The sequence below is a fragment of the Janthinobacterium sp. LPB2021202312-11-4 genome (assembly GCF_037049705.1).
Taxonomy (GTDB): Bacteria; Pseudomonadota; Gammaproteobacteria; order Pseudomonadales; family Pseudomonadaceae; genus Aquipseudomonas.
In genome coordinates this window covers 42,371-64,009 of record NZ_JBAGKV010000033.1, presented here as the reverse complement: position 1 = coordinate 64,009, position 21,639 = coordinate 42,371, and the positions used below count along the sequence as shown (strand labels likewise).

The 21,639-nt window shown below is 61.2% G+C and carries 18 protein-coding genes; 13 read left to right on the top strand and 5 right to left on the bottom strand.

The window, feature by feature from the left end; genetic code table 11:
- Positions 1–224: 224 nt before the first annotated feature.
- The 3 genes from V5E99_RS26335 to V5E99_RS26325 are packed head-to-tail and all read right to left on the bottom strand — an operon-like array spanning position 225 to position 2,435.
- Positions 225–1,166, bottom strand: a complete 942-nt coding sequence (locus V5E99_RS26335) for a FecR family protein (RefSeq protein WP_499805222.1) — start codon at positions 1,164–1,166, stop codon at positions 225–227.
- Positions 1,167–1,203: 37 nt separating this feature from the next.
- Positions 1,204–1,749 (bottom strand): RNA polymerase sigma factor, encoded by a 546-nt coding sequence (locus V5E99_RS26330; protein WP_499805221.1) that lies wholly within the window; start codon positions 1,747–1,749, stop codon positions 1,204–1,206.
- Positions 1,746–2,435, bottom strand: a complete 690-nt coding sequence (locus V5E99_RS26325) for a secretin and TonB N-terminal domain-containing protein (protein WP_499805220.1) — start codon at positions 2,433–2,435, stop codon at positions 1,746–1,748. The genes V5E99_RS26330 and V5E99_RS26325 overlap by 4 nt, the downstream gene beginning before the upstream one ends.
- A gap of 189 nt (positions 2,436–2,624) precedes the next feature.
- Between V5E99_RS26325 and V5E99_RS26320 the strand changes: the two genes are divergently transcribed.
- A complete protein-coding gene (locus V5E99_RS26320) occupies positions 2,625–2,972 on the top strand; it encodes a hypothetical protein (protein ID WP_499805219.1) in 348 nt (115 codons plus the stop codon).
- Positions 2,973–3,092: 120 nt separating this feature from the next.
- On the opposite strand, the gene V5E99_RS26315 is transcribed toward V5E99_RS26320, so the two are convergent.
- Complete coding sequence (locus tag V5E99_RS26315; protein ID WP_499805218.1) at positions 3,093–3,533, bottom strand: carboxymuconolactone decarboxylase family protein; 441 nt, start codon at positions 3,531–3,533, stop codon at positions 3,093–3,095.
- Positions 3,534–3,731: 198 nt separating this feature from the next.
- Here V5E99_RS26315 and pdxR point away from each other — a divergent pair, with 198 nt between their 5' ends.
- The 5 genes from pdxR (at position 3,732) to V5E99_RS26290 (ending at position 8,735) form a co-directional block, all read left to right on the top strand.
- Complete coding sequence (gene pdxR, locus V5E99_RS26310; RefSeq protein ID WP_499805217.1) at positions 3,732–5,165, top strand: MocR-like pyridoxine biosynthesis transcription factor PdxR; 1,434 nt, start codon at positions 3,732–3,734, stop codon at positions 5,163–5,165.
- A 123-nt stretch (positions 5,166–5,288) separates the two neighbouring features.
- Positions 5,289–5,582: a putative quinol monooxygenase gene (locus V5E99_RS26305; protein ID WP_499805216.1), complete on the top strand. Its 294-nt coding sequence runs from the start codon at positions 5,289–5,291 to the stop codon at positions 5,580–5,582.
- Positions 5,583–5,779: 197 nt separating this feature from the next.
- The gene (locus V5E99_RS26300; RefSeq protein WP_499805215.1) at positions 5,780–6,178 is read left to right on the top strand and encodes a cupin domain-containing protein; all 399 of its coding nucleotides are present in this window, start codon (positions 5,780–5,782) and stop codon (positions 6,176–6,178) included.
- A 228-nt stretch (positions 6,179–6,406) separates the two neighbouring features.
- Entirely contained in the window at positions 6,407–7,114 is a 708-nt protein-coding gene (locus V5E99_RS26295; RefSeq protein WP_499805214.1) for a hypothetical protein, read from the top strand.
- 325 nt (positions 7,115–7,439) lie between these two features.
- On the top strand, positions 7,440–8,735 hold the full coding sequence (locus tag V5E99_RS26290; RefSeq protein ID WP_499805213.1) for a hypothetical protein: 1,296 nt from the start codon (positions 7,440–7,442) through the stop codon (positions 8,733–8,735).
- Positions 8,736–8,792: 57 nt separating this feature from the next.
- On the opposite strand, the gene V5E99_RS26285 is transcribed toward V5E99_RS26290, so the two are convergent.
- Positions 8,793–13,688: an NAD-glutamate dehydrogenase gene (locus V5E99_RS26285; protein ID WP_499805211.1), complete on the bottom strand. Its 4,896-nt coding sequence runs from the start codon at positions 13,686–13,688 to the stop codon at positions 8,793–8,795.
- A 504-nt stretch (positions 13,689–14,192) separates the two neighbouring features.
- On the opposite strand from V5E99_RS26285, the gene V5E99_RS26280 reads away from it, so the two are divergent.
- From V5E99_RS26280 to V5E99_RS26250, 7 genes are all read left to right on the top strand, one after another.
- Positions 14,193–14,549, top strand: coding sequence for a hypothetical protein (locus V5E99_RS26280; RefSeq protein ID WP_499805210.1), 357 nt, complete (start codon positions 14,193–14,195; stop codon positions 14,547–14,549).
- A 242-nt stretch (positions 14,550–14,791) separates the two neighbouring features.
- Positions 14,792–15,751 carry an AAA family ATPase gene (locus V5E99_RS26275; protein ID WP_003218556.1) on the top strand — a complete coding sequence of 320 codons (960 nt, stop codon included), beginning with the start codon at positions 14,792–14,794 and terminating at the stop codon, positions 15,749–15,751.
- 5 nt (positions 15,752–15,756) lie between these two features.
- Positions 15,757–16,701 carry a DUF58 domain-containing protein gene (locus V5E99_RS26270; RefSeq protein WP_499805204.1) on the top strand — a complete coding sequence of 315 codons (945 nt, stop codon included), beginning with the start codon at positions 15,757–15,759 and terminating at the stop codon, positions 16,699–16,701.
- Positions 16,698–17,192, top strand: a complete 495-nt coding sequence (locus tag V5E99_RS26265; RefSeq protein ID WP_499805203.1) for a DUF4381 domain-containing protein — start codon at positions 16,698–16,700, stop codon at positions 17,190–17,192. The genes V5E99_RS26270 and V5E99_RS26265 overlap by 4 nt, the downstream gene beginning before the upstream one ends.
- A complete protein-coding gene (locus tag V5E99_RS26260) occupies positions 17,185–18,264 on the top strand; it encodes a vWA domain-containing protein (RefSeq protein ID WP_499805201.1) in 1,080 nt (359 codons plus the stop codon). The genes V5E99_RS26265 and V5E99_RS26260 overlap by 8 nt, the downstream gene beginning before the upstream one ends.
- Positions 18,261–20,000, top strand: coding sequence for a tetratricopeptide repeat protein (locus V5E99_RS26255; protein WP_499805200.1), 1,740 nt, complete (start codon positions 18,261–18,263; stop codon positions 19,998–20,000). Before V5E99_RS26260 ends, V5E99_RS26255 begins: the two co-directional genes overlap by 4 nt.
- Complete coding sequence (locus V5E99_RS26250; RefSeq protein ID WP_499805198.1) at positions 19,997–21,637, top strand: BatD family protein; 1,641 nt, start codon at positions 19,997–19,999, stop codon at positions 21,635–21,637. Before V5E99_RS26255 ends, V5E99_RS26250 begins: the two co-directional genes overlap by 4 nt.
- Positions 21,638–21,639 lie beyond the last annotated feature (2 nt).

Sequence of the window (21,639 nt, the reverse complement as noted above, 5' to 3'; positions counted from 1 at the left end):
TGCACCGCCAAACCCTTGTGGGAGCGGGCTTGCTCGCGAAGAGGGCGTGTCAGTCAGCATTGGTGTGCCTGACACACCGTTTTCGCGAGCAAGCCCGCTCCCACAGGTATGGGGTTTCAGATCTGGCTCGGTGTGATCGAGCCGGCGGGTTTTGGGGCCGCTGCGCGAGCCGACTGGAGTAAGCGCCCTCGCCACAAAATCCCTTTGGGCCTTGGGCATGGCGTTTAGCTCAGCACCACCACCCCGCCCGGCAATTCGGTACATGTGGCTCCATAGGCATCGCGAATCAGCAACGCCACGCCGGCCAATTGGTCGAGGCTGAACCTTGCCTGAACCTTGCGTTTGCCCAACTCCGGGTTGAGCAGCAGCAACATGCCCGGCCGATAACGGTTGATCTCGTCGATCACCTGGCTCAACGTCGCGTCGTTGAACACCAGCACCTGCTGACGCCAGGCGATTACCGCCGAGGTGTCGACGGTTTGCGGGGCGCTGACGTGTTGGGCGCTGTAGGTCAGTTGCTGGCCGGACTCCAGACGAATGCGCTGGCCTTGCACGTCCACTTGCAAGGCGCCGTCGAGGCAAGTCACGCAGACGCTTTGATCGGTGTTGCGCAAGTTGAAACGCGCCTGACTGGCACTCAACCACCCTGCCCCGGCCTGGACTTTCAACGGCGTGGTCTGGCGCGCCAGCACTTCGACTTCGCCGCTCAACAGCTCGATACCTTGCCCGCCGCCAGCCAGTTCGCGACGGCTGATGCGGGTCTGGGTGTTGAGTTCCAGGCTGACGCCATCGCCCAAATCGAACCGGCGCTGTTCGCCCACTTCGGTGATGTAATCGGCGCCAATCCCGGAAAAACCGCCGGGCACCGTGTAGCGCACCAAAAACAGCGCCGCCGAGGCCGCCACCGCACCGCCGAGAAAGGCTCGTCGCCCCAAGTGCCGGGGCGCCTGCAAGGCTTCAGTGGCCGGTTTCAGGGCGTGCCACAACACCTTGCTGCGCTCGAACGCCTGGGCATGTTCGGCGCTTTGCGCGCACCAGTGGCGCAAGGCCCGGGCGTCGGCGGCGGTGGCTTGGCCTGAGGTCAGCAGGACCAGCCAGTCCCGGGCTTCGCGGTGCAAGCGATCTTCGGGGGAAGGCTCAGGCGATGGGAAACGAAAAATGTTCAAGCGCGGGGATACTCACGGATTAGTTCATTCTCTTCTTTCAAGACGGTTTTCCTGCCCCGGGACCGAACCGCTGAATCACTTTTCTTTCCAAACGGGCCGCGCAATGGCCCAACGCGGCTTTGATTTCCTTTTCGACCATGCGCGTGGAGATGCCGAAGCGCTGGGAGATTTCCAGGTGTGGGGCCTCTTCCAGGCGCGCGGCGATGAAGATCTTGCGACGCCGTGCGGGCAGTTCGTAAAGGGCCTTGAGCAAGGTCTGGATTTCCTTCTGCCCGCCCACCACCCGCGCCGGGTCGAGGGCCTCGTCAGAGACCTGCAACAGTTCCTCGACTTCCGAACCGGTGAGCAGGCGCGCGTCGGACTGGCGGCGGTCGGCGGCGATGTTCAGCGCCATGCGGTAGAGGTAGGCGTTGGGCTGGGTCAGGTTGGGCGGCTCGACCATGCGGTCCACGCGCAGGTAAGTTTCGTGCAACACGTCGTTGGCCAGGTCCTCGGAGCCGAGGCGGCGGCGCAGGCGCACCTTGAAATCGTCGTAGGACGTCAGGAACAGCCTGACCATCGAACTCTGTCCGCTGTCTTTCATGCCCCGAAGGCTCCTTCCTGCTGTGTGCATTCCATGCGTTTTCCTGATGAGTCCGGTACGAGCAGCAAGGTCACCGGCTGGCGCAAGGCGCTGGGCGGTGACCGTTCGATCTTGAGGTGTTGCACGCTGTCCACCAGCGCCGCGTCGCGCTGGCCATCGCCGCTGGAGGTGACCAGACGACTGTGTTGCACCGCGCCATCGCGGCCGATCCAGACTTGCAGCAGCGCCCGATAACCACCGGGGCGGGTCAAGGCTGACGCGCACAAGCGACGCTCGATGGCCGACTGGATCGCCAGCGCGTAACTGCTGCCGACCGGGCTGCCACTGGACGTAGCACCCGGCGGCAACGGCACGGGCGCCACTTGCGCGACCTGCAAGGTGAACGCATCGGCGCGGGCGTAACGCGCCATCAGCCCGGTGCCGACCAGCAAGGTGTTCAGTGCTTGAGTCGCGGTCAAGCGGCCCTGGACCCCGATCGAACGCCGACCGCGAGTCAGTTGTCGATCCACCAGCACCGCCATGCCGCTGCTGCGGCTGAAGGCTTCGAGGGCGCTGCTCAGATCCTGCGCCGCGATCTCGTAAGTGTTCCAGGCCTGGGGCGGCTCACCCTGGGAGCGGGCCGGCATCAGCCACATCAGCAGCCACAGGCACACCACGCCGCGCAACACGCTTCGAGCCCTGATCACTGAACCCCGACGCCCGTCCCTGGCTCTGCCTCGCTGCACGGCTGACGTACCCCTGAAAACCGTCATCCTGAGGGCTGTATATGAATCTGGTGTGACGGCCGGTGCAAAAAAACCATCACGGGACGCGCAGGCGCTTTGCACTAGACTCAACCCCAGAGCGGCCCGGTCGGGCCGGCCAGGAGGCCATCAATGAAGTGTCTATTGAGCGTGGCGGCAGGCGTGCTGCTGATGGGAGGCGTGAGCGCGGCACAGGCCGAAGAAGCGCTGGGGTGTGTCGAGGTCAGCGTCGGTGGCTACAAGGCGCCGGACTATGGCTGTTTGAGCCAGCAGATGGGCAACAACCCCCAAGGCGCGGCGGCAGCGCAGAAGAATCAGCAAGCAATGAGCGACCCGGTGAACAAACGCCCGCCGAATCAGGTGGGCCTGGCAACGCCTGCCGCGACCAGTACACGCATGGGCAATACCTTTGGCACATCGGTGAAACCGCAACGACCGGCGCCGACTGCCGGGACTTCACCGCTGTTGATAGGCAAGTGATCTCCCCTGTGGGAGCGGGCTTGCTCGCGAAAGCGGTGTCTCAGCCTGCATCAATGTTGACTTTAAAAATGCTTTCGCGAGCAAGCCCGCTCCCACAGAGATTGCACCCGGCTGGCAGTGTCAGTCGCTGGGGGTCTGGCGGAAGCTTACGGCCAACCGGTTCCAGCTATTGATCGTGGTCACGGCAACGGTCAAATCAACCAATTCGCCTTCGCTGAATTGCTCCCGGGCAAGCGCATAGACATCGTCCGGCACATGGCTTTCAGAGAGCAGCGTCACCGCCTCCGTCCAGGCCAGCGCGGCCCGTTCCCGAGGGCTGAAGAAGTTGCTGTCGCGCCAGACCACGATCGAATACAAACGCCGGTCCGTCTCGCCGAGGCGCCGCGCATCCACCGAATGCATGTCGGTGCAGAACGCGCAGCCGTTGAGTTGCGAGGCGCGGATTTTGATCAGGTGCAGCAACGGCACCTCGATGCTCAGGTTGCTGGTCAAGGCCTCCATCGCGATCATCGCTTTCATCGCTTTGGGCGACGCGCTGTAGTAGTCCAGACGCGGATTCATAGGAGGACCTCGCAGCGCAAATGTGTATTGGCACGGTAGGCGTTGATGCGCCGGCGTTACAGCTCCAATTCCACGAAAAAACCGTGGACCAGCACGCCGGCAGACCAATGCGCGGCTTTTCGCCCACGCAACTTCTACAGCGCGGCGCAATGGGGGTAATCTGGCGCGACTCACAGTCGCCCCAGGAGCCCCGCCGGTATGGAACTTCATGTTGTCATCAACGGCCGTAAAGACCTGGCAGGCCAGTTGTACCAACAACTGCGCAGCGCCATCGAAACCGGTCGCCTGGCAGCCGGCACGCAACTGCCGCCCAGCCGTTTGCTGGCCGAACAACTGGGCATTTCGCGCAAGACCATTTCCGACACCTACTCGCAACTGACCTACGAAAACTTCCTCACCGGGGTCACCGGCAAAGGCACTTACGTCAACGCCCGACCCGCAAAAATCCAGCGCAAGCAAAGCCATTCGGAGCTGGCCAGCAGTGAGGTGATTGAATCCTGGCGCAACCTGCCGGTGTTTTTGCGCCACCCGACCCTGGAAGGTTCGCTGCGTTACGACTTTATCGGCGGCGCCACCAGCAAGGGCCAATTCCCCCAGGACGACTGGCGCCGCTGCACCTCCCACGCACTGCGCCAGATCGCCGGGGCCAAGGGTTTCTACAGCCTGCCCGAAGGCTTGCCGGCGCTGCGCAATGCGATTGCCCGGCACATCGCGTTTTCCCGTGGTGTGAACTGTCAGGACGAAGACGTGGTGGTGTGCAACGGCGCCCAGCAAGCCCTGGACCTGATTGCCCGGGTGTTGATCCAGGCCGGCAGCCTGGTGGCGATGGAAGACCCCGGTTACCCGCCCGCGCGCCTGTTGTTCGGCAGTCATGGCGCCACGGTGGTCGGGGTGCCGGTGGACGCCGACGGCATTCAGGTCGAGTTGATTCCCGATGGCACGCGGCTGATTTATGTCACGCCGTCGCACCAGTTCCCGCTGGGCATGCCGATGAGCCAGGCACGCCGGGTCGCCCTGCTGGAGCGGGCCCATGAACTGGGGGCGATCATCATTGAGGACGACTACGACAGCGAATTCCGCTACGAAGGCCGGCCCACCGATTCGCTGCAAAGCATGGACGAGCGCGGCATCGTCGCGTACGTCGGCACCTTCTCGAAAACCTTGCTGCCAGAATTGCGGCTCGGTTACACGATCCTGCCGCCGGCGATCCTTGAAGCGGTGATCCGCGCCAAGCAACTCACCGACCTGCACACCTCGACGTTGCCGCAATGGGCGCTGGCCAAGTTCATCGCCGAAGGCTGCCTGCTCAAGCACATTCGGCGTTGCCACACGATTTACGCCGGTCGCCGCGAACGGATTCTGGCGCGCATGTCCGGCGATCTCTCACCGTGGTTCGAGGCGGTGCCGACCGTCGCCGGGTTTCACATGGTGGTGCTGTGCAAGGTGTCGATCGACATGCCGCTGCTCATCGAACTGGCCCGGAAAGTCGAAGTCGGGCTCTATTCCATCCAGGGCTTTTACTATCAACGAACACCACGTGCCGGGCTGTTGATGGGGTTTGGCGCCATCGAAACCCTGGACATCGATACTGCGCTGGACCGTTTAAGGGACCTCTTGCAGCAGGTTGCCTAGGCTATTGGTCTGGGAGTTTATCCGGCGATTGGCTATTGGCGGTCCGACGGTGCAGGCCTATTCTGCAGGGGCGTTATCCCTCAGTGAGCAGGATTCGTCCGGCCTGATTCAGGAGTGTGAGTAATGTCCAACGAAGTGATCAATACCGTACAGGTACAGGCCGCCGCCGGCCGCTCGGAAGAACTGGGCAAGCAACTGCAAAAGATTGTCGAAACCCTGCGCGAACTTCCAGGCTGCGATTCCTATATGGTCGACCGCTGCCCCGAGGACAGCAACCGCTGGAACGTCAGCGCCCACTGGCAATCGGAAGCGGCCATGCAATCGCATTTCAACTGCCCCGAAGTGCAAGGTTTTATTGGTTTGATCGATAGCCGCTTGGCCAATGCCGTGGATTTCAATAGTTTTCCGATTGTTTAACAACAAGATCAAAAGATCGCAGCCTTCGGCAGCTCCTACATTGGAATGCGTTCCCCTGTAGGAGCTGCCGAAGGCTGCGATCTTTTGCTTCCGGACGGCCTATTGGTCTCCCAACCTTCCCGAAAATTGGCCGTTTTATTGCCCTGAGTCGCGGCTTACTGTGGTCCCTGACGACTAACCACCCCAGGTGATCCCCCATGAAAGCTCTGCATTTACTGGCCGCCCTGGCCCTGACCGTTTCCGCTTCGGCCTTCGCCCACGACCCGTCGGAAAAGGTCACGGTGCTGCAAGACGAACTGCTGCAAAACGTGCCCGGCAAAAAAGCCATGATGATTGAGGTCGACTACAAACCCGGCCAGGCGTCCATCGCCCACAAACACGATGGCACGGCCATGGCGTATGTGCTCTCGGGCCAGATTACCTCGCAGGTCAAAGGCCAGAAGGCGATCACTTACAAGGCCGGCGAGTACTGGTATGAACCGGCCGGCTCCGAGCATTTGGTCTCGAAAAACGCCAGTGCGACCCAACCGGCCAAACTGTTGGTGTTCATGGTGTTGTCGCCGGACGAGAAAGTGTTGATCCCCTTGAAAAACTGATCGCTGTTGCATCAGCCATAAATAAACAGGCTCGAATCAATGATTCGGGCCTGTTTATTACCCGACGCAATTAACCTCCGGTACTTACACCAAACAAAACTAGGCATCAGTCAATAAGTGCACGGATGGACCGTTTCATGGCGTAAAGACAGGTTTAGGCTGAGTTCACCACCGATTAACACCGGTAATACTTAACGTTCGCCCCTGTTGTTTCACTGGAGATACACCATGAAACTTGTGCTTGTCAGTACATTGACTGTTGCAGCACTGTTAGTTGGATGCTCCGTCCCCACCGCGCCTAAATCCGTCTCCGCCCTCGATACATTATTCAGCGCACCGGTCGGTCGATCCGCCGCCACCAGTGTTGCCAGCGGCAGCACGGTGTCCCTGGGCATTGTCTACAGCCCCGGCACCCAGGCCAATCGCGACTATCTACGCCACTACCAGGCCAACGCCGGCACCGGTTTCGGCCAGAGCCTGCTTGTGCAGCCGATCCACGATGCTTACGTCGCCACATCCAACCCGGACTTTGCCATCGATGGGGTCAAGGCCTCATTACAGCGTCAATTCGGCTCGGTGACGGTCTATCCGGACATGCAAAGCCTGCGCGCCGCCAGGCCGGATGTGGTCGCGATTGTCGACACCCACAGCCAATTGATGACCTCTCGCAGCTCGGACATCAAGGCCGATGTCAGCGCGGACTTTTATGATGCGAAGTTCAATTACATCGGTACGGCCCAAGGCCATGACGCTAAATCGTTGAGCCCGGTCTGGGCGGACTTTAAACGTAGCCAGGAGATTGTGGCGGATATTAATCAGCAACAGGACGTGCAAGTTCGCGCACTTCAGAAGTTTGACCAGTCGCTCAGCAATTTATTGACCAGGCCGGCAGATAAATTGTCGATGAATGCTGAGACCATGAAAGTCTTCAAGTAATCCGTACTTGCCGAATACATCATCGCAGGGCAGTGCCTCGCGATGATGTCGTTCAATCCCGTCACCTTGTCCCTGCCGAACTACCGTGATACGCCGGCACCACAAAAGCCATGACTCGCTCACACCTGTCAGCACTGACAGTTGACAACTTTAAAAAGCGTCAAAACAAACTTTTTATCGCGATTTATTACCCGCCACCTGTCAACTCTGACAGTAGACGCCAGCATTGGAAACTTGCATAAAAGAAGACTCAGATTGCGAAGAATCAAATTCGTTCTGACCCTTTCAATTGACAAGACGTGATGAGTTTTCAAGGAGAAATGCCATGGCTACTGCATCCAAACTTCCCGCTGGCTCCCTGGACCCCACCTTCGGTAATGGAGGTAAAGCGTTCCCGGTCTATCCCCCCGATCCCGTGGGATCTGTCAGGGGTTTCACCGTGGCCCCCGATGGCAAGTTGGTTCTGGCGGGCACGTTCGGTGATGACTACGCCATCATCCGTCTGGAAGCGGATGGGCGTGCCGATACGTCATTCGGTCAGGAAGGCGTTGTGACGGGCATGTTTGAGGAAGGATTCAGGTCTCGCGGCGCCAGCATCATCTTGTTGGAAGACGGCAAAATCCTGCTATCGGGACGTCGTTACGAGTCGGAACTCGATAACGAGGGAGTGCCTGCACTCGCAAGTCACCACGCGAATGGCAGTCTGGATACCCAATTCGGTAATCAAGGCACATTGGTGATTCGGGTACCTATTCTAAAAGGCGAGACTACTACTCGCCCTGAACTGTCAGATGATCAACTCACTTATAGCACCGATGGCGCAGTTCTTTTACCCGACGATAAAATCCTGTTAATCGGCAATTACACCGACACCCAACACCTAACAACTGGGCTGCTTATTCGTCTCAACCTTGATGGTACTTTCGATACGAGCTTTAACGAAGGCCGGGGATTTACGTTCATCAAACATCCGAGTTATTCAACGACGGTATTCACAAAACTGTCTCAACCCGACGGGAAAATTATCGTTGCAGGCGTCGCCGCCATCCCGAGAGAGTCAGGGACCGCAGGGTTGGTGGCACGTTATTTGGCTGACGGCACATTGGATTCAAGTTTTGGAGACGATGGATTTTTCCTCAACAACTCATCAGGTGAATCTCGTCTTCTTTCCTCAATCGCTCTACAAGACAATGGAAATATCGTCGCCGCTGGCAAGGTTGTTACTCCTACCGGCCTCATCAAGTGCCTGCTTTTAAGTTTGACCGCTTCAGGCACATTCGATCCTCTTTTTAATAATGGCCGACCCTTGGAAACCGTAGAGGACGATAACCCGACCGGGTTTGAATGGATTTCTGTCGTAACGCAATCAGACGCGAAAATTGTCGTTCAGGGGAACAGCCTGGGCAGACGGGAGGAGGTAGACGTCATCCTTCGCCGCTTTTCAGCGCATGGAACACAGGATCTAACTTTCGGTGATGAAACGGGACTAGTGCGTACCCACGTCGGTGAATCCTCTGATATCGGTACATCGATGGGATTGGACGGCAGCCGGATCATCGTCACAGGGTTGTACGACAGCGCAGGAGACGCCAATCCTTTTGTCCTGCGCTACCTGAGTTAAATCATCAAAAAAAAACCCCTTCTCTCTCAAGAAGGGGTTTTTTCATTCAGCGGCTGATCAGGCCACCGGTTCCAGCTCAAGGGCCGCAGCGGCAGGCACTACCGCCTGACCGCTCAACGCCAGGTCCAGCAACTCACGGTTGGCGACGGCGTACATGGCGTAGTCCGTGCCACTGGCGGCACGGATTTCCACCAGCATGGCGCGCCAGCGTTCGATCATGCCTTCGTGCGCTTCCATCCACAGCGCCAGGCGTGTTTCCACGTCTTGGGTGCCGTCGCCCTGTTGCAGGACCGAGATGGTGATCGCACGTTGCTGCCAGTCCACGTCATCACGGAACGCTTCACGGGCCAGGGCCTGCCAGTTGTTTTCAACCGGCAGCGCGCTGATCTGTTGCAGGTACCAGGTGATGTCCAGCGCGCTGCCGACGGCGAAGTAAGCCTTCGCGACGTCTGCTGCGTTCTGGCCGGTCACGTCCGACGCTTCGATGATCGGCAGCAAGGTGTACAGGTGAGTGGTGCCTGCAACCATGCGCGCCAGCAACTCAGGGACGCCAGCGGCGACGTACGCCTGATAACGGGTCTGCCAGCCTTCGCGGGTCGGGCCTTCCAGCAGTTCGTCGAGCTTGAGGCCCAGCGCTGCCAAGTGTGGACCGAAGTGCGCGACGTCACGGGCAGCGTTCTGCTCGTTGCGACGGCTGCGCAGGAACCAGCGCGTAGCGCGACGGCCCAGACGCATCAGCTCGTCCATCAACTCAAGTTGCACGTCAGCGGAAACCTGGTAATCCAGGGCTTCAATCTGACGGAACCAGTGCGGGAGATGGAAAATGTCACGCACGATCACATAAGCGCCGGCCACGTTCGCCGGGCTCATGCCGGTCGACTCTTTGAGTCGTTGAACGAAGGTGATGCCCATGTGGTTCACCAGATCGTTGGCGATCTGGGTGCTGACGATCTCGCGCTTGAGACGGTGACGGCGCATGGCTTCGGAGAACTTGCTCACCAGCGATGGCGGGAAAGCGGTTTCCATGTCGCGGGTCAGGTAATCGTCGTCCGGCACCAGGGAGTTGAGCAGCGCTTCCTTGAGGTCGATCTTGCTGTAGGAGATCAGCACCGAGAGTTCGGCACGGGTCAGGCCATGGCCTGCCGCAACGCGCTCGTTGATCGCTTCTTCAGCCGGCAGGAACTCGATGGCACGATCCAGCTTGCCACGGCCTTCCAGGTCGTTCATCAGACGCTTGTATTCGGCAATACGCGGCAAGGCACGACGGGCGGCCAGAGACAGCGCCTGCGTCTGCTTGTAGTTGTTGCCGAGCACCAGATTGCCCACTTCGTCGGTCATGCTCGCCAGCAACTGGTTACGTTGCTTGTCGGTCATGTCACCGGCCTGAACCACTTCGTTCAGCAGGATCTTGATGTTCACTTCGTGGTCGGAGCAGTCCACGCCACCGGCGTTGTCGATGAAGTCGGTGTTGGAGCCGCCGCCATTGAGGCCGAACTCGACACGACCCAGTTGGGTCATTCCGAGGTTACCGCCCTCGCCCACGACTTTGCAGCGCAGTTCGTTGCCGTTCACGCGCAGCGCATCGTTGGCCTTGTCGCCGACATCGGCGTGGCTTTCGGTGCTGGCCTTGACGTAGGTGCCGATGCCGCCGTTCCACAACAGGTCTACCGGCGCCTTGAGCAAGGCGTTCAGCAGTTCGGTCGGGGTCAGCTTGTCAGCCTGAATGTCGAAGCGCTCTTTCATCTGCGGGGAAATCGCGATGCTTTTCGCGCTGCGGGAGAAGATCCCGCCGCCTTCGGACATGATGCTGGTGTCGTAGTCCGACCAGGCCGAACGCGGCAGGTCGAACAGGCGCTGACGCTCGACGAAGCTGTTGGCCGGTTGCGGGTTCGGGTCGATGAAGATGTGCAGGTGGTTGAACGCTGCGACCAGTTGCAGCTTGTCGGACATCAACAAGCCGTTACCGAACACGTCACCGGCCATGTCGCCGACGCCCACGACCGTGATGCTGTCTTCCTGGACATTGATGCCGCGCTCGCGGAAGTGGCGTTGTACGCCGACCCACGCGCCTTTGGCGGTGATGCCCATTTTCTTGTGGTCGTAACCGGCGGAACCACCGGACGCAAACGCGTCACCCAGCCAGAAGCCGTAGTCGATGGCGATGCCGTTGGCGATGTCGGAGAAAGTCGCAGTGCCTTTGTCCGCCGCCACTACCAGGTACGGGTCATCGTCGTCATGACGCACGACGTTGGCCGGCGGAACCAGCGCGCCGTCCTTCAGGTTGTCGGTGATGTCCAACAGGCCCGAGATGAAGATGCGGTAGCAGGCGATGCCCTCGGCCGCGATCTCGTCCCGACCGCCGCCCAATGGCAGGCGACGCGGCAGGAAGCCGCCCTTGGCGCCAACCGGCACGATGACCGAGTTCTTCACTTGCTGGGCTTTTACCAGGCCCAGGACTTCGGTGCGGTAGTCTTCTTCACGGTCGGACCAGCGCAGGCCACCGCGAGCAACGTTGCCGAAGCGCAGGTGCACGCCTTCGACGCGAGGCGAGTAGACGAAGATTTCGAACTTCGGTACCGGCTTCGGCAGCTCAGGGATCAGGTGCGGGTTGAACTTGAAGCTGAAGTAGGACTTGTTATGGCCCTGGGCATCAGTCTGGTAGAAGTTGGTGCGCAGAGTCGCTTTGATCAGGTCCAGGTAGCGGCGCAGGATACGGTCTTCGTTCAACACCTGAACGTCGTCCAGCGCGCTGACGATGGCTTGTTCCAGGCGCTGCTGCTTGTCTTCCAAGTCATCGCCGGAGAGTTTGCGCGCCAGGTAGAAACGGGTCTTGAACAACCGGGTCAACTCGCGAGCGATGTCGGTGTGGTTGTTCAGGGTGCTGGCGATGTAGCCCAGGTCGAAGCCCAGACGAATCTGCTTCATGTAACGGGCATAGGCACGCAGCAGTGCCACGTCGCGCCATGGCAGGCCAGCGGTCAGCACCAGACGGTTGAACGCATCGTTCTCGGCATCGCCACGCACGATGTGGACGAAGGCGTCCTGCAGCGTGTCGTTGAGTTGCTGGATATCGAGTTCCAGGCCTTCGGCGGCGGTGAACGCGAAATCGTGAATCCAGAACTCGCGGCCATTGTTGTGACGCAGGCGATACGGGAATTCACCCAGCACGCGCAGGCCGAGGTTTTCCAGGATCGGCAACACGTCGGACAACGCCAGCGGGGTATCGGCGTGGTACAGCTTGCAATGCAGCTCGCGCTGACCGGACACCTGGCCCAGCGGCTGATAGAAGCTCATCACCAGCGGATTTTTTTCGGTCAGGCTCAGCAGGTGCTGCATGTCGACCACCGCCGAATGCGCCGCGAAACGCTCGCGGTAACCGGCCGGGAAGCCTTTCGGGAAGTCTGCCAGCACGTTGGTGCCATGGGCTTCGCCGAAGCTTTCAACAACGAGGCTGGCGTAGTCGTCCTGCCAACTGCGGCAGGCCTGAACCACTTCTTTTTCCAGCAGGACCGGGTCGATGTCGAGACGGTTCTTTGGATCGACGCGCAGAATCAGTTGCACGCGGGCCAGCACGGACTCGGAGAAGAAGGTCCAGAACTCGCAGTCCGAGGCTTTCAGGCGATCCATCAGCACTTGCTGGATCTTCTGGCGCACTTCGGTGGAGTAGATGTCGCGCGGCACGTAGGCCAGGCAGTAGCAGAAGCGGCCGTACGGGTCTTTGCGCAGGAACACGCGGATCTTGTTGCGTTCCTGGATCTGCACGATCGACATCACGGTGCTGAACAGTTCATCGACCGGGGTCTGGAACAGATCGTCACGGGGCAGTACTTCGACGACCTGCGCCAGTTCCTTGCCCAAGTGAGCCTTGGCCTGGAAGCCGGAGCGGCGTTCGATTTCCTCGACCTTGCGGCGGATGTACGGGATGACCCGCACGCTCTCGCCATACACCGAGGAGGTGTAGAGGCCCATGAAACGGCATTCCTTGATGACTTTGCCGTCGGCGTCGATTTCGCGGATCGACACGTAGTCAGGGTAAGCCGGACGGTGCACTCGGCTTGGGTGCGCAGCCTTGGCGAACGACAGCAAGGTCGGTTCGCGCAGGTAGTTCACGGCGTAGTCTTCGATGCGCAGGTCATCGTAGGTCAGGCCGGTACGCAGCAGCTTGGTCAGGCCGAGGAAGGAATTCTGGTCGTAAACGATGTGGCCGCCATCGGCTTCATCTTCAACCACGAACTCTTCATAGCCCAGGAAGGTGAAGTGGTTGCCCACCAGCCATTCCAGGAAGCTTTTGATTTCGGATTTTTCTTGCGGATCGACAGCGAACTGGCTGTTGTCCAGGCCGGTCAGGATTTCCTGGACCTTGGCTTTCATCGGCTCGAAATCGGCGACCGCGACGCGGACTTCGCCGAGCACCTGTTCCAGCTCTTTGCTCAGGACGTTGAGTTCGGCCGCGTTGGCGCAACGGTCGATTTCCAGGTACATCAGCGATTCTTGCAGAATGCCTTCGCCCTGGGTGCCCTTGGGCAGGATTTCCAGCAACTCGCCCTTGCTGCCGCGACGCACGCTCAGCACAGTGGTTTGCAAGGTGTGGATGCTGTAGCCGCGACGGTTCAGCTCGGTACGCACCGAGTCCACGAGGAAGGGCAAGTCGTGGTGCAGCACTTCGACCGCGGTGTGGGTCGACTGCCAGCCGTGGCGTTCGTAATCAGGGTTGTAGACGCGCACTTGCGGTTGCGCGTGATCGAAGCGCTCAAGCAGGCGCCACGCAGAAAGGGTGCAGCCGGCGAGGTCGGACAACCGACGTTGAGTCAGCTCGTCGAGGGAAATGATGCCGAAAAATTGTTCAGCAAACAGCGCCACTTGTGGCAGTGCCTGTTCACTGATGTGCTGCGCCAGTGCCGCTTGCAGTTGGTGCTGGAAGTCGGCTTTGCTGGCTGCGGTGAAGAACGCCATCTGTGGTACTCCGCTTGGGCTTGTTATTGATGGAAGCGTCGCGTGCATAACCCCTTTCGGGGCGATCCGTCACCCTGTTCCTGATTCTCGGGCAGAGGAAACAGGGAGACAGGTGGGTGAAGCTGGACGAGACACTCAGGTCACATTCACCTTCCATGAATGGGTATCGGCAAAAGCGACTGTACGATGAATTGCACAATGCCTTTACGGGTATCCATTCGATGCGCAGCTTAACGAGTGCGGCAACGCCTGTGCTTGCGGCGCTGCGACATATTCGGTCATCCGCACGCAGCTTGCGCCTTGTGCATCGGACAACACTAGCAGCCACGCGGCAAAACGGGAGGTTTAAGCCCGGTTTTGCGGCACATCCGTGCCAGAAATGACCAGCAACACACCGGTTGTTCACGACACGGGCTCTGACACTCAAACGAGCAGAAATTCCCGTCTGCTGGCAGAATCGCCGTTTGTTCGTCTTCACCATGCTCGTCGAGCCAGGAATTCCCCATGCAAATGACCACCGCCCTCTTGATCGTCAACCCGTGCGATGACGAAGAAGACAACATGGCCATGCTCTGCTGCCACAGTGATCAGGGCGATATGTTCCTGATGACCCGCTACCCGGACGAGGATGCGCTGGACATCACCCTCGACGGCGAGCCGTCCACCCTGGACGGCGTGAAAGTCACCCTCAGCCCTACCCGCCTGCTGATCGAAATCGCAGCGGGCGATGTGGATGCGCTCAATGGTGATGACTCTTTGGAAATCATTCACAACACCGATGCCAGTGATTTGGCTGAGGTGGAAGAAACCTTGCAGAACATTCTCAAGGGCACGGGCACCTATATAAGCGAGCTCGCCTGATAGATCGCTAAAAGATCGCAGCCTTCGGCAGCTCCTACAGGGGCCGTGTGGTGCATGGCCATTGCGTCGAACGCAGTCGGTGTAGGAGCTGCCGAAGGTTGCGATCTTTTGATCTTCCCCACCCACCGCACATTTTCTGAAAAATGCCGTTAGTCGCCACCCCCCGCGATGCATTAAAGTAACGCCCCCAGCCCTGGCGTTATTCGAACGTCTTCGGTCACCCTTTCCAGGAACAGTCATCGATGGAACATCGTGAAGCGCTGCTTGCGCTGCGAACCTTTCTTTCAACGCAGATTCTCGGCCAGGAAAAACTCATCGAGCGCTTGCTCATCGCCTTGCTCGCCGACGGCCACATGCTGGTCGAGGGCGCACCGGGGCTGGCCAAGACCAAGGCCATCAAAGAGCTCGCCGAAGGCATCGAAGCGCAGTTCCATCGCATCCAGTTCACCCCCGACCTGTTGCCGGCCGACATCACCGGCACCGAGATCTATCGCCCGGAAACCGGCAGCTTCGTGTTCCAGCAAGGCCCGATCTTCCACAACCTGGTGCTGGCGGACGAAATCAACCGTGCCCCGGCCAAGGTCCAGTCGGCGCTGCTCGAAGCCATGGCCGAGCGTCAGGTCAGCGTCGGGCGCAGCACTTACGAGTTGTCGCCGCTGTTTCTGGTGATGGCCACGCAAAACCCGATCGAGCAGGAAGGCACCTACCCGCTGCCCGAAGCCCAGCTCGACCGTTTCCTGATGCACGTCAAAATCGGTTTCCCGGACGCCGCCGTCGAACGGCGCATCCTGCAACAGGCTCGCGGCGAAGCCCTCAACGGCGAAACCAAGCCTGAACGCCGGGTCAGCCAGCAAGCAATCTTCGCCGCACGCAAGGAAATCCTCGGCTTGTACATGGCCGACGCCGTGGAGGAATACCTGGTGCAACTGGTCATGGCGACGCGCACGCCGGCCAAGTTCGACCCGGAAATGGCCGAATGGATCGCCTACGGCGCCAGCCCGCGCGGCTCGATTGCCCTCGACCGCTGCGCCCGCGCTCACGCGTGGCTTGCCGGACGCGACTTCGTCAGCCCGGAAGACATTCAAGCGGTGCTGTTCGACGTGTTGCGTCACCGCATCATTCTGTCCTTTGAAGCCGAAGCGGCGGGCATCGATCAGGACCGGGTGGTCCAGCGGATTCTCGACGTCGTAGCCGTCGCTTGACCCCGATGAACGCCCTCCTGCCGCCCGAGCCGGGCATCCGCGTCAGCCTCGCCGAGCTGATCGAGATGCGCCATCGGGTGCGCGAAGTGCAATTGTTCTCCACGCCGAGCCAGCGCAGCCCGTTGATCGGCCTGCACCACTCCAAGCTGCGCGGCCGTGGTGTCGATTTCGATCAAGTGCGGGTCTATCAGGCCGGCGACGACGTGCGCACCATCGACTGGCGCGTCACCGCCCGCACCCAGGAGCCGCACACCAAACTGTTCCATGAAGAACGCGAGCGGCCGATTTTCATCATGGTCGAGCAAAGTCGTCGGCTGTTTTTCGGCTCGGGGCTGATGTTCAAATCGGTGCTCGCCGCCCAAGCCGCGAGCCTGATCGGCTGGGCCGCCCTGGGGCATAACGACCGGATCGGCGGCTTGGTGTTCGGCGATAACGAGCACTACGAAATCAAGCCCCGGCGCAGCAAGCAGAGCCTGTTGCAATTGCTCAACCGACTGGTGCGGGTCAACCAGTCGCTGCACACCGAAAGCGAGCAGAACCGCGATTCGCTGAACATGGCCCTGCGCCGCGCCCGCGAGGTGTTGCGCCCCGGCAGCCTGGTAATCGTGATCTGCGACGAACGCGCACTGACCGAAGGTTCCGAGCAACAACTGAGCCTGTTGTCGCGCCATTGCGATCTGTTACTGCTGCCGCTATCCGATCCGCTGGACCACGCCCTGCCCGCCGCCGGGCTTTTGCGTTTTGCCGAACGCGGCGCGCAATTGGAACTCGACACGCTGAATTTCGACCTGCGCCAGACCTACCGCGCCCAGGCCGAAGCGCGCATCGCCCGCTGGGAATTGCTCGCGCAAAAGCTGCGGGTGTTGTTGATGCCCTTAAGCACCCAAAGCGAGATGGTCGAGCAACTGCGCGAATACCTGAACCCACAGAAACCGGGGAAAGGTCGATGAGCAGCCTCGAACAACTGCAACCGCTGATGACCCCGCCACCCATTGGTTTCTGGCCGCCGGCGCCGGGTTGGTGGCTATTGCTGTTGTTGCTGCCGCTGATCGGTTTCGGCCTGTGGCAATTGCGCCGGTTCATTCCCGACAAACGCCCCATCGTGCGCGCCGAACAACCGCTGGACCCGGTGCGCATCGCCGCCCTGGTCGAACTGGCACAGATGCCCAAACCCTACGACGGCGCGCCGGCCGGGGCCTGGTTGCAGCAACTCAACGGCTTGCTCAAACGCTTGTGCCGCAACCATTACCCCTACAGCCAGAGCCACACCCTCAACGGCCGCAAATGGCTGGCGTTCCTCGACAACCGCTGCCCTGCCGCCGGCCTGACGCGCTGGATGGTGCTGGTGGAAGGCGCCTACAAACCCGAATGCAAACTCGACGACAAGGCCATCGCCGGCCTGACCCAAGCCGTCGACACCTGGATTCGCAAACATGTTTGAGTTCGCCTGGCCGTGGATCTTCGCGCTGCTGCCGCTGCCGTGGCTCATGCGCGTGCTGCTGCCGGTGGCCGACAGCGGCGAACCGGCGCTTAAAGTCAGCTTCCTCAGCGACCTCGAAGGCCTGACCCGCCGCCGTGCCCGCGCCAATCTGCCGGCCTGGCGCCAGCAAGCGCCGTTTATTCTGCTGTGGCTGTTGCTGCTGATCGCCGCCGCGCGCCCGCAATGGCTCGGCGAACCGCTGCCGATTGCCGCCAGTGGCCGCGACCTGCTGGTGGCGGTGGACGTGTCCGGCTCGATGGATTTCCCCGACATGCAATGGCAGGACGAAGACGTCAGCCGGCTCTCGCTGGTGCAGCACTTGCTCGGTGATTTTCTGGAAAGCCGCGAAGGCGACCGGGTGGGTTTGATCCTGTTCGGCAGCCAGGCGTATCTGCAAGCGCCGCTGACCTTCGACCGGCGCACGGTGCGGGTCTGGCTCGATGAAGCGCGGATCGGCATCGCCGGCAAGAACACCGCCATCGGCGATGCCATCGGCCTGGCCCTCAAGCGCTTGCGGATGCGTCCGGCGCAAAGCCGCGTGCTGATTCTGGTCACCGACGGTGCCAACAATGGCGGCGAAATCGACCCACTGACCGCCGCGCGACTGGCCGCCAATGAAGGGGTGAAAATCTACCCGATCGGCATCGGCGCCGACCCGGAGCAAAGCGGTACCTTGGGCTTCCTCGGCGTCAACCCGAGCCTGGACCTCGACGAGCCGGCGCTGAAAGCCATCGCCCAAGCCACCGGTGGCCAGTACTTCCGCGCCCGTGACGGCAAGGAACTGGAAGCGATCAGGGCCACCCTCGACAAACTGGAACCGGTGACCCAGCAACCGACCCAGGCCCGCCCGGCCCAGGCGTTGTATCACTGGCCGCTGGCCTTCGCGTTGCTGTTGAGCCTGTTGCTGGTGGTGCGCGAGCGCTGGCCGGACAACCCGCTGCAACGCTTCCTCAGCAAGGACCTGTTTTTGCAAAGCCAATTGCCGGACTGGCGCCAGCGGCTTAAACGCCTGCGCCTGCGGAGGCGCCGATGAGTGCGCTCTGGCCTTACTGGTTCCGCCCGTGGTGGCTGATGCTGTTGCCGGTGCTCGGCTGGTTGCTCTGGCAACTCTGGCACCGGCAGAAACGCGCCGGGCGCTGGCAGATGATTCTGCCGCCGGCCTTCCACGCGGCGCTGCTCAGCGGCGGGAAAGGTCATGACAGCAAATTGCCGTGGGTGGTGCTGGGCCTGGCCTGGGTGCTGACCATTGGCGCGTTGCTCGGGCCGAGTTGGGAACGGGTTGAACAAACCAGCCAGAAACCCGCCGACCCGTTAGTGGTGCTGCTCGAACTGACCCCGGAAATGCTCGCCACCGACAGCCCGCCGACCCGGTTGGAACAAGCGAAGCGCAAGCTGTTCGACCTGCTGCAAAGCCGCAGCGATGCCCAGACCGCGATCGTCGTCTACGCCGGCAGTGCCCACACGCTGGTGCCGCTGTCGGATGACTTGTCCACCAGCCGCAACCTGCTGGACGCACTCAAGCCTTCGTTGATGCCCGAGGCCGGTCATCGCGCCGATCTGGCGGTGTTGAAGGCCCTGGCGCTGCTGGATCAGGGTGCACTCGGTCAGGGCCGGATCTTGCTGATCGGCTCGTCCCTGAACGAACAGGAGCGCTTCGGCATTGAGCGGGCCCTGAACGGCAAGTCCACGGAATTTTTGATGCTCGGCGTCGGCACCCCCGAGGGGGCGCCGGTGGCTCAAGAAGACGGCAGCTTCCTCAAGGACGACCAAGGCGCGATTCTGGTGCCGCACCTGGACAATCCAGGCTTGAAGGCCTTCGCCAGTGACTTGGGCGGCCGCTACCACGCGTCAAGGCTGGACGATGCCGACCTCGGCGCCCTCGGCCTGCTCGATGGCCCGCGCAACCTGCGTAACGATGGCCAGACCCTGCGCCTCGACACCTGGGCCGATCAGGGTTACTGGCTGTTGCTGCCGCTGTTGCTGCTGGCCTCTTTTGCCGGGCGTCGGGGCTGGTTGTTCTGCCTGCCGCTCCTGTTTCTGCTGCCGCAACCGAGTTACGCGTTCGACTTTGAAGACCTGTGGCTGCGTCCCGATCAACGGGGCCTGCATTTGCTCAGGCAGGAACACCCGGCCGAAGCCGCGCAACACTTCGAAGACCCACAATGGCAAGGCGTCGCGCTCTACGAGGCCGGCGACTACAGTGGTGCCGCCGAGCGCTTCGCCCAAGGCAACGACGCGCGGGCGCACTACAATCGGGGGAACGCCCTGGCCAAAAGCGGTGAACTGGAAGCCGCGCTGGATGCCTATGACCAGGCCCTGGAGCGGCAGCCGGATTTGCGTCCGGCGCTGACCAACAAGGCGTTGGTGGAAAGCCTGATCAAACAGAAAGCCACGCCGCCGGCGGTTGAACCGGACAAGACTGAAGGCGACGAGAGCGGGACGACCAGCGAAGGCCCGCCACCCGGCTCTGCGACACAACCGTCGAGCAGCGGCGAGCCGAAAACCGATGCTCAACCCGCCACGCCAGACACCGAACAGTCGTCCACCGCCGCGCCGCAACCGGGGGCCAACGAGGTACCGGGCAGCGAACTGGGTGATGAGCAAAGCACCACGCCACCACGGCGTCCGGCCAACGACAGCCTGGAAGGCGAACAAGCCCAGGCGCTGGAGCAATGGCTGCGCAAGATTCCGGATGACCCCGGCGAATTGCTCCGGCGCAAATTCTGGTACGAACAGCAACAACATCAGGATCAGGGAAAAACTCGATGACCCGCTTCACCGCTTTCTTGCTCGCCCTGCTTTTCTGGACTGTTCAGGCCCAGGCTGCGGGGCTGGTCGCCAGTGTCGACCGTAGTCGCCTCAACTCCGGCGAAACGGTCGAGCTGACCCTGGAATCCAACGACGTGACGCTGTTCGGCAAACCCGACCTGACGCCGCTGGAACCGCTGTTCGAAGTGCGCGGCACCCGCCAGGTCAACCAATTGACCACGATCAACGGCGACAACCGCGCCACCACACGCTGGATCATCACGCTGTTGCCCAAGCAAAACGGCAGCGTCGAGATCCCGTCGCTGCAATTGGGCGAAGTCCGCAGTCAGCCGATCAGCATTCAAGTGGTCGAAAGCGAAAACCAGGACACCGCAAAAACCCTGGCACCGGTGTTTATCGAGGCCAGCCTCGACCAGGCCAGCGTGTACGTGCAGGCCCAGGCGATCCTGACCTTGCGCATCTACCATTCGGTGTCGCTGTACGACGACAGCAGCCTGACCCCGTTGCAGATTCCCGATGCGCGCATCGAACAACTGGGCGAGTCGCGCACCTATGAAAAGGTCATCAATGGCCTGCGCCATGGCGTAATCGAAATGCGCTACGCGATCTTTCCCCAGCACAGCGGTGTGTTGACCATCCCGACGCAGGTGTTCAGCGCCACGTTGGTGGACACGCAACCGGCCCAGGACGCCTCCGCGCAAGGGCCCAAATCCGGCAAATTGCTGCGCGTCAGCTCCGCCGAGATACCGCTGACGGTCAAGGCCAAACCCGCCACCTACCCGGCCGACGCCCCTTGGTTGCCTGCCCGCAGCCTGAGCCTGAGCGAAAGCTGGAACCCGGAACCGGATCACGCCCAGGTCGGCGACTCCCTGACCCGCAGCCTGACCCTGAAAGCCGAAGGCCTGGCCAGTTCGCAACTGCCGCCATTGCCCGCCACCGATATCAGCGGCTTGCGCCGCTACCCGGACCAACCGGTGCTGGGCAACCAGAACAGCGAACGCGGCCTGATCGGCAGCCGTGAGGACCGTGAAGCCCTGGTGCCCGCCCACAGCGGCACCCTCGAGTTACCGACGGTGGATGTGGTCTGGTGGAACACCTTCGAAGATCATCTGGAACACAGCAGCCTGCCGGCCCGAACCCTGCAAGTGACGAACAATCCGAGTCTGGTGGTCGACACTCCGGCGGGCACTGCGCAAGTGAATTACGCCGCCGACAGCGAAGCCTTGTGGTGGTGGAAACTCAGCACGGTGATCTTCGCCTGCACCACCCTGCTCGGCTTCGGCCTGTGGTGGCGCGCTCGCTGGCAACCGGCAATCCTGCGCGCCGCGCAAACCGGCCCGAGCCCACGTACAGTGCTCGACGAACTCAAGCGTGCCTGCCAGGCCAACGATCCCCACGCCACCCGCCAGGCCCTCGACGCCTGGGCCCGGCAACAACCGGAAACCCTGGCCGACATGGCGGCGCGTTTCGTGCCGCTGTCGGACGCACTGGACGGTTTGAACGGCGCGCTCTACAGCGAAACCGGCCAGCACTGGCAAGGTGAAGACCTGTGGCGCGCGACCCGGGCGATCCCGTTGGCCGAGCGGGTTCAGGACCCGGTGGGTGATAGCGGGTTGCCGCCGCTTTATCCGAAGTAGCT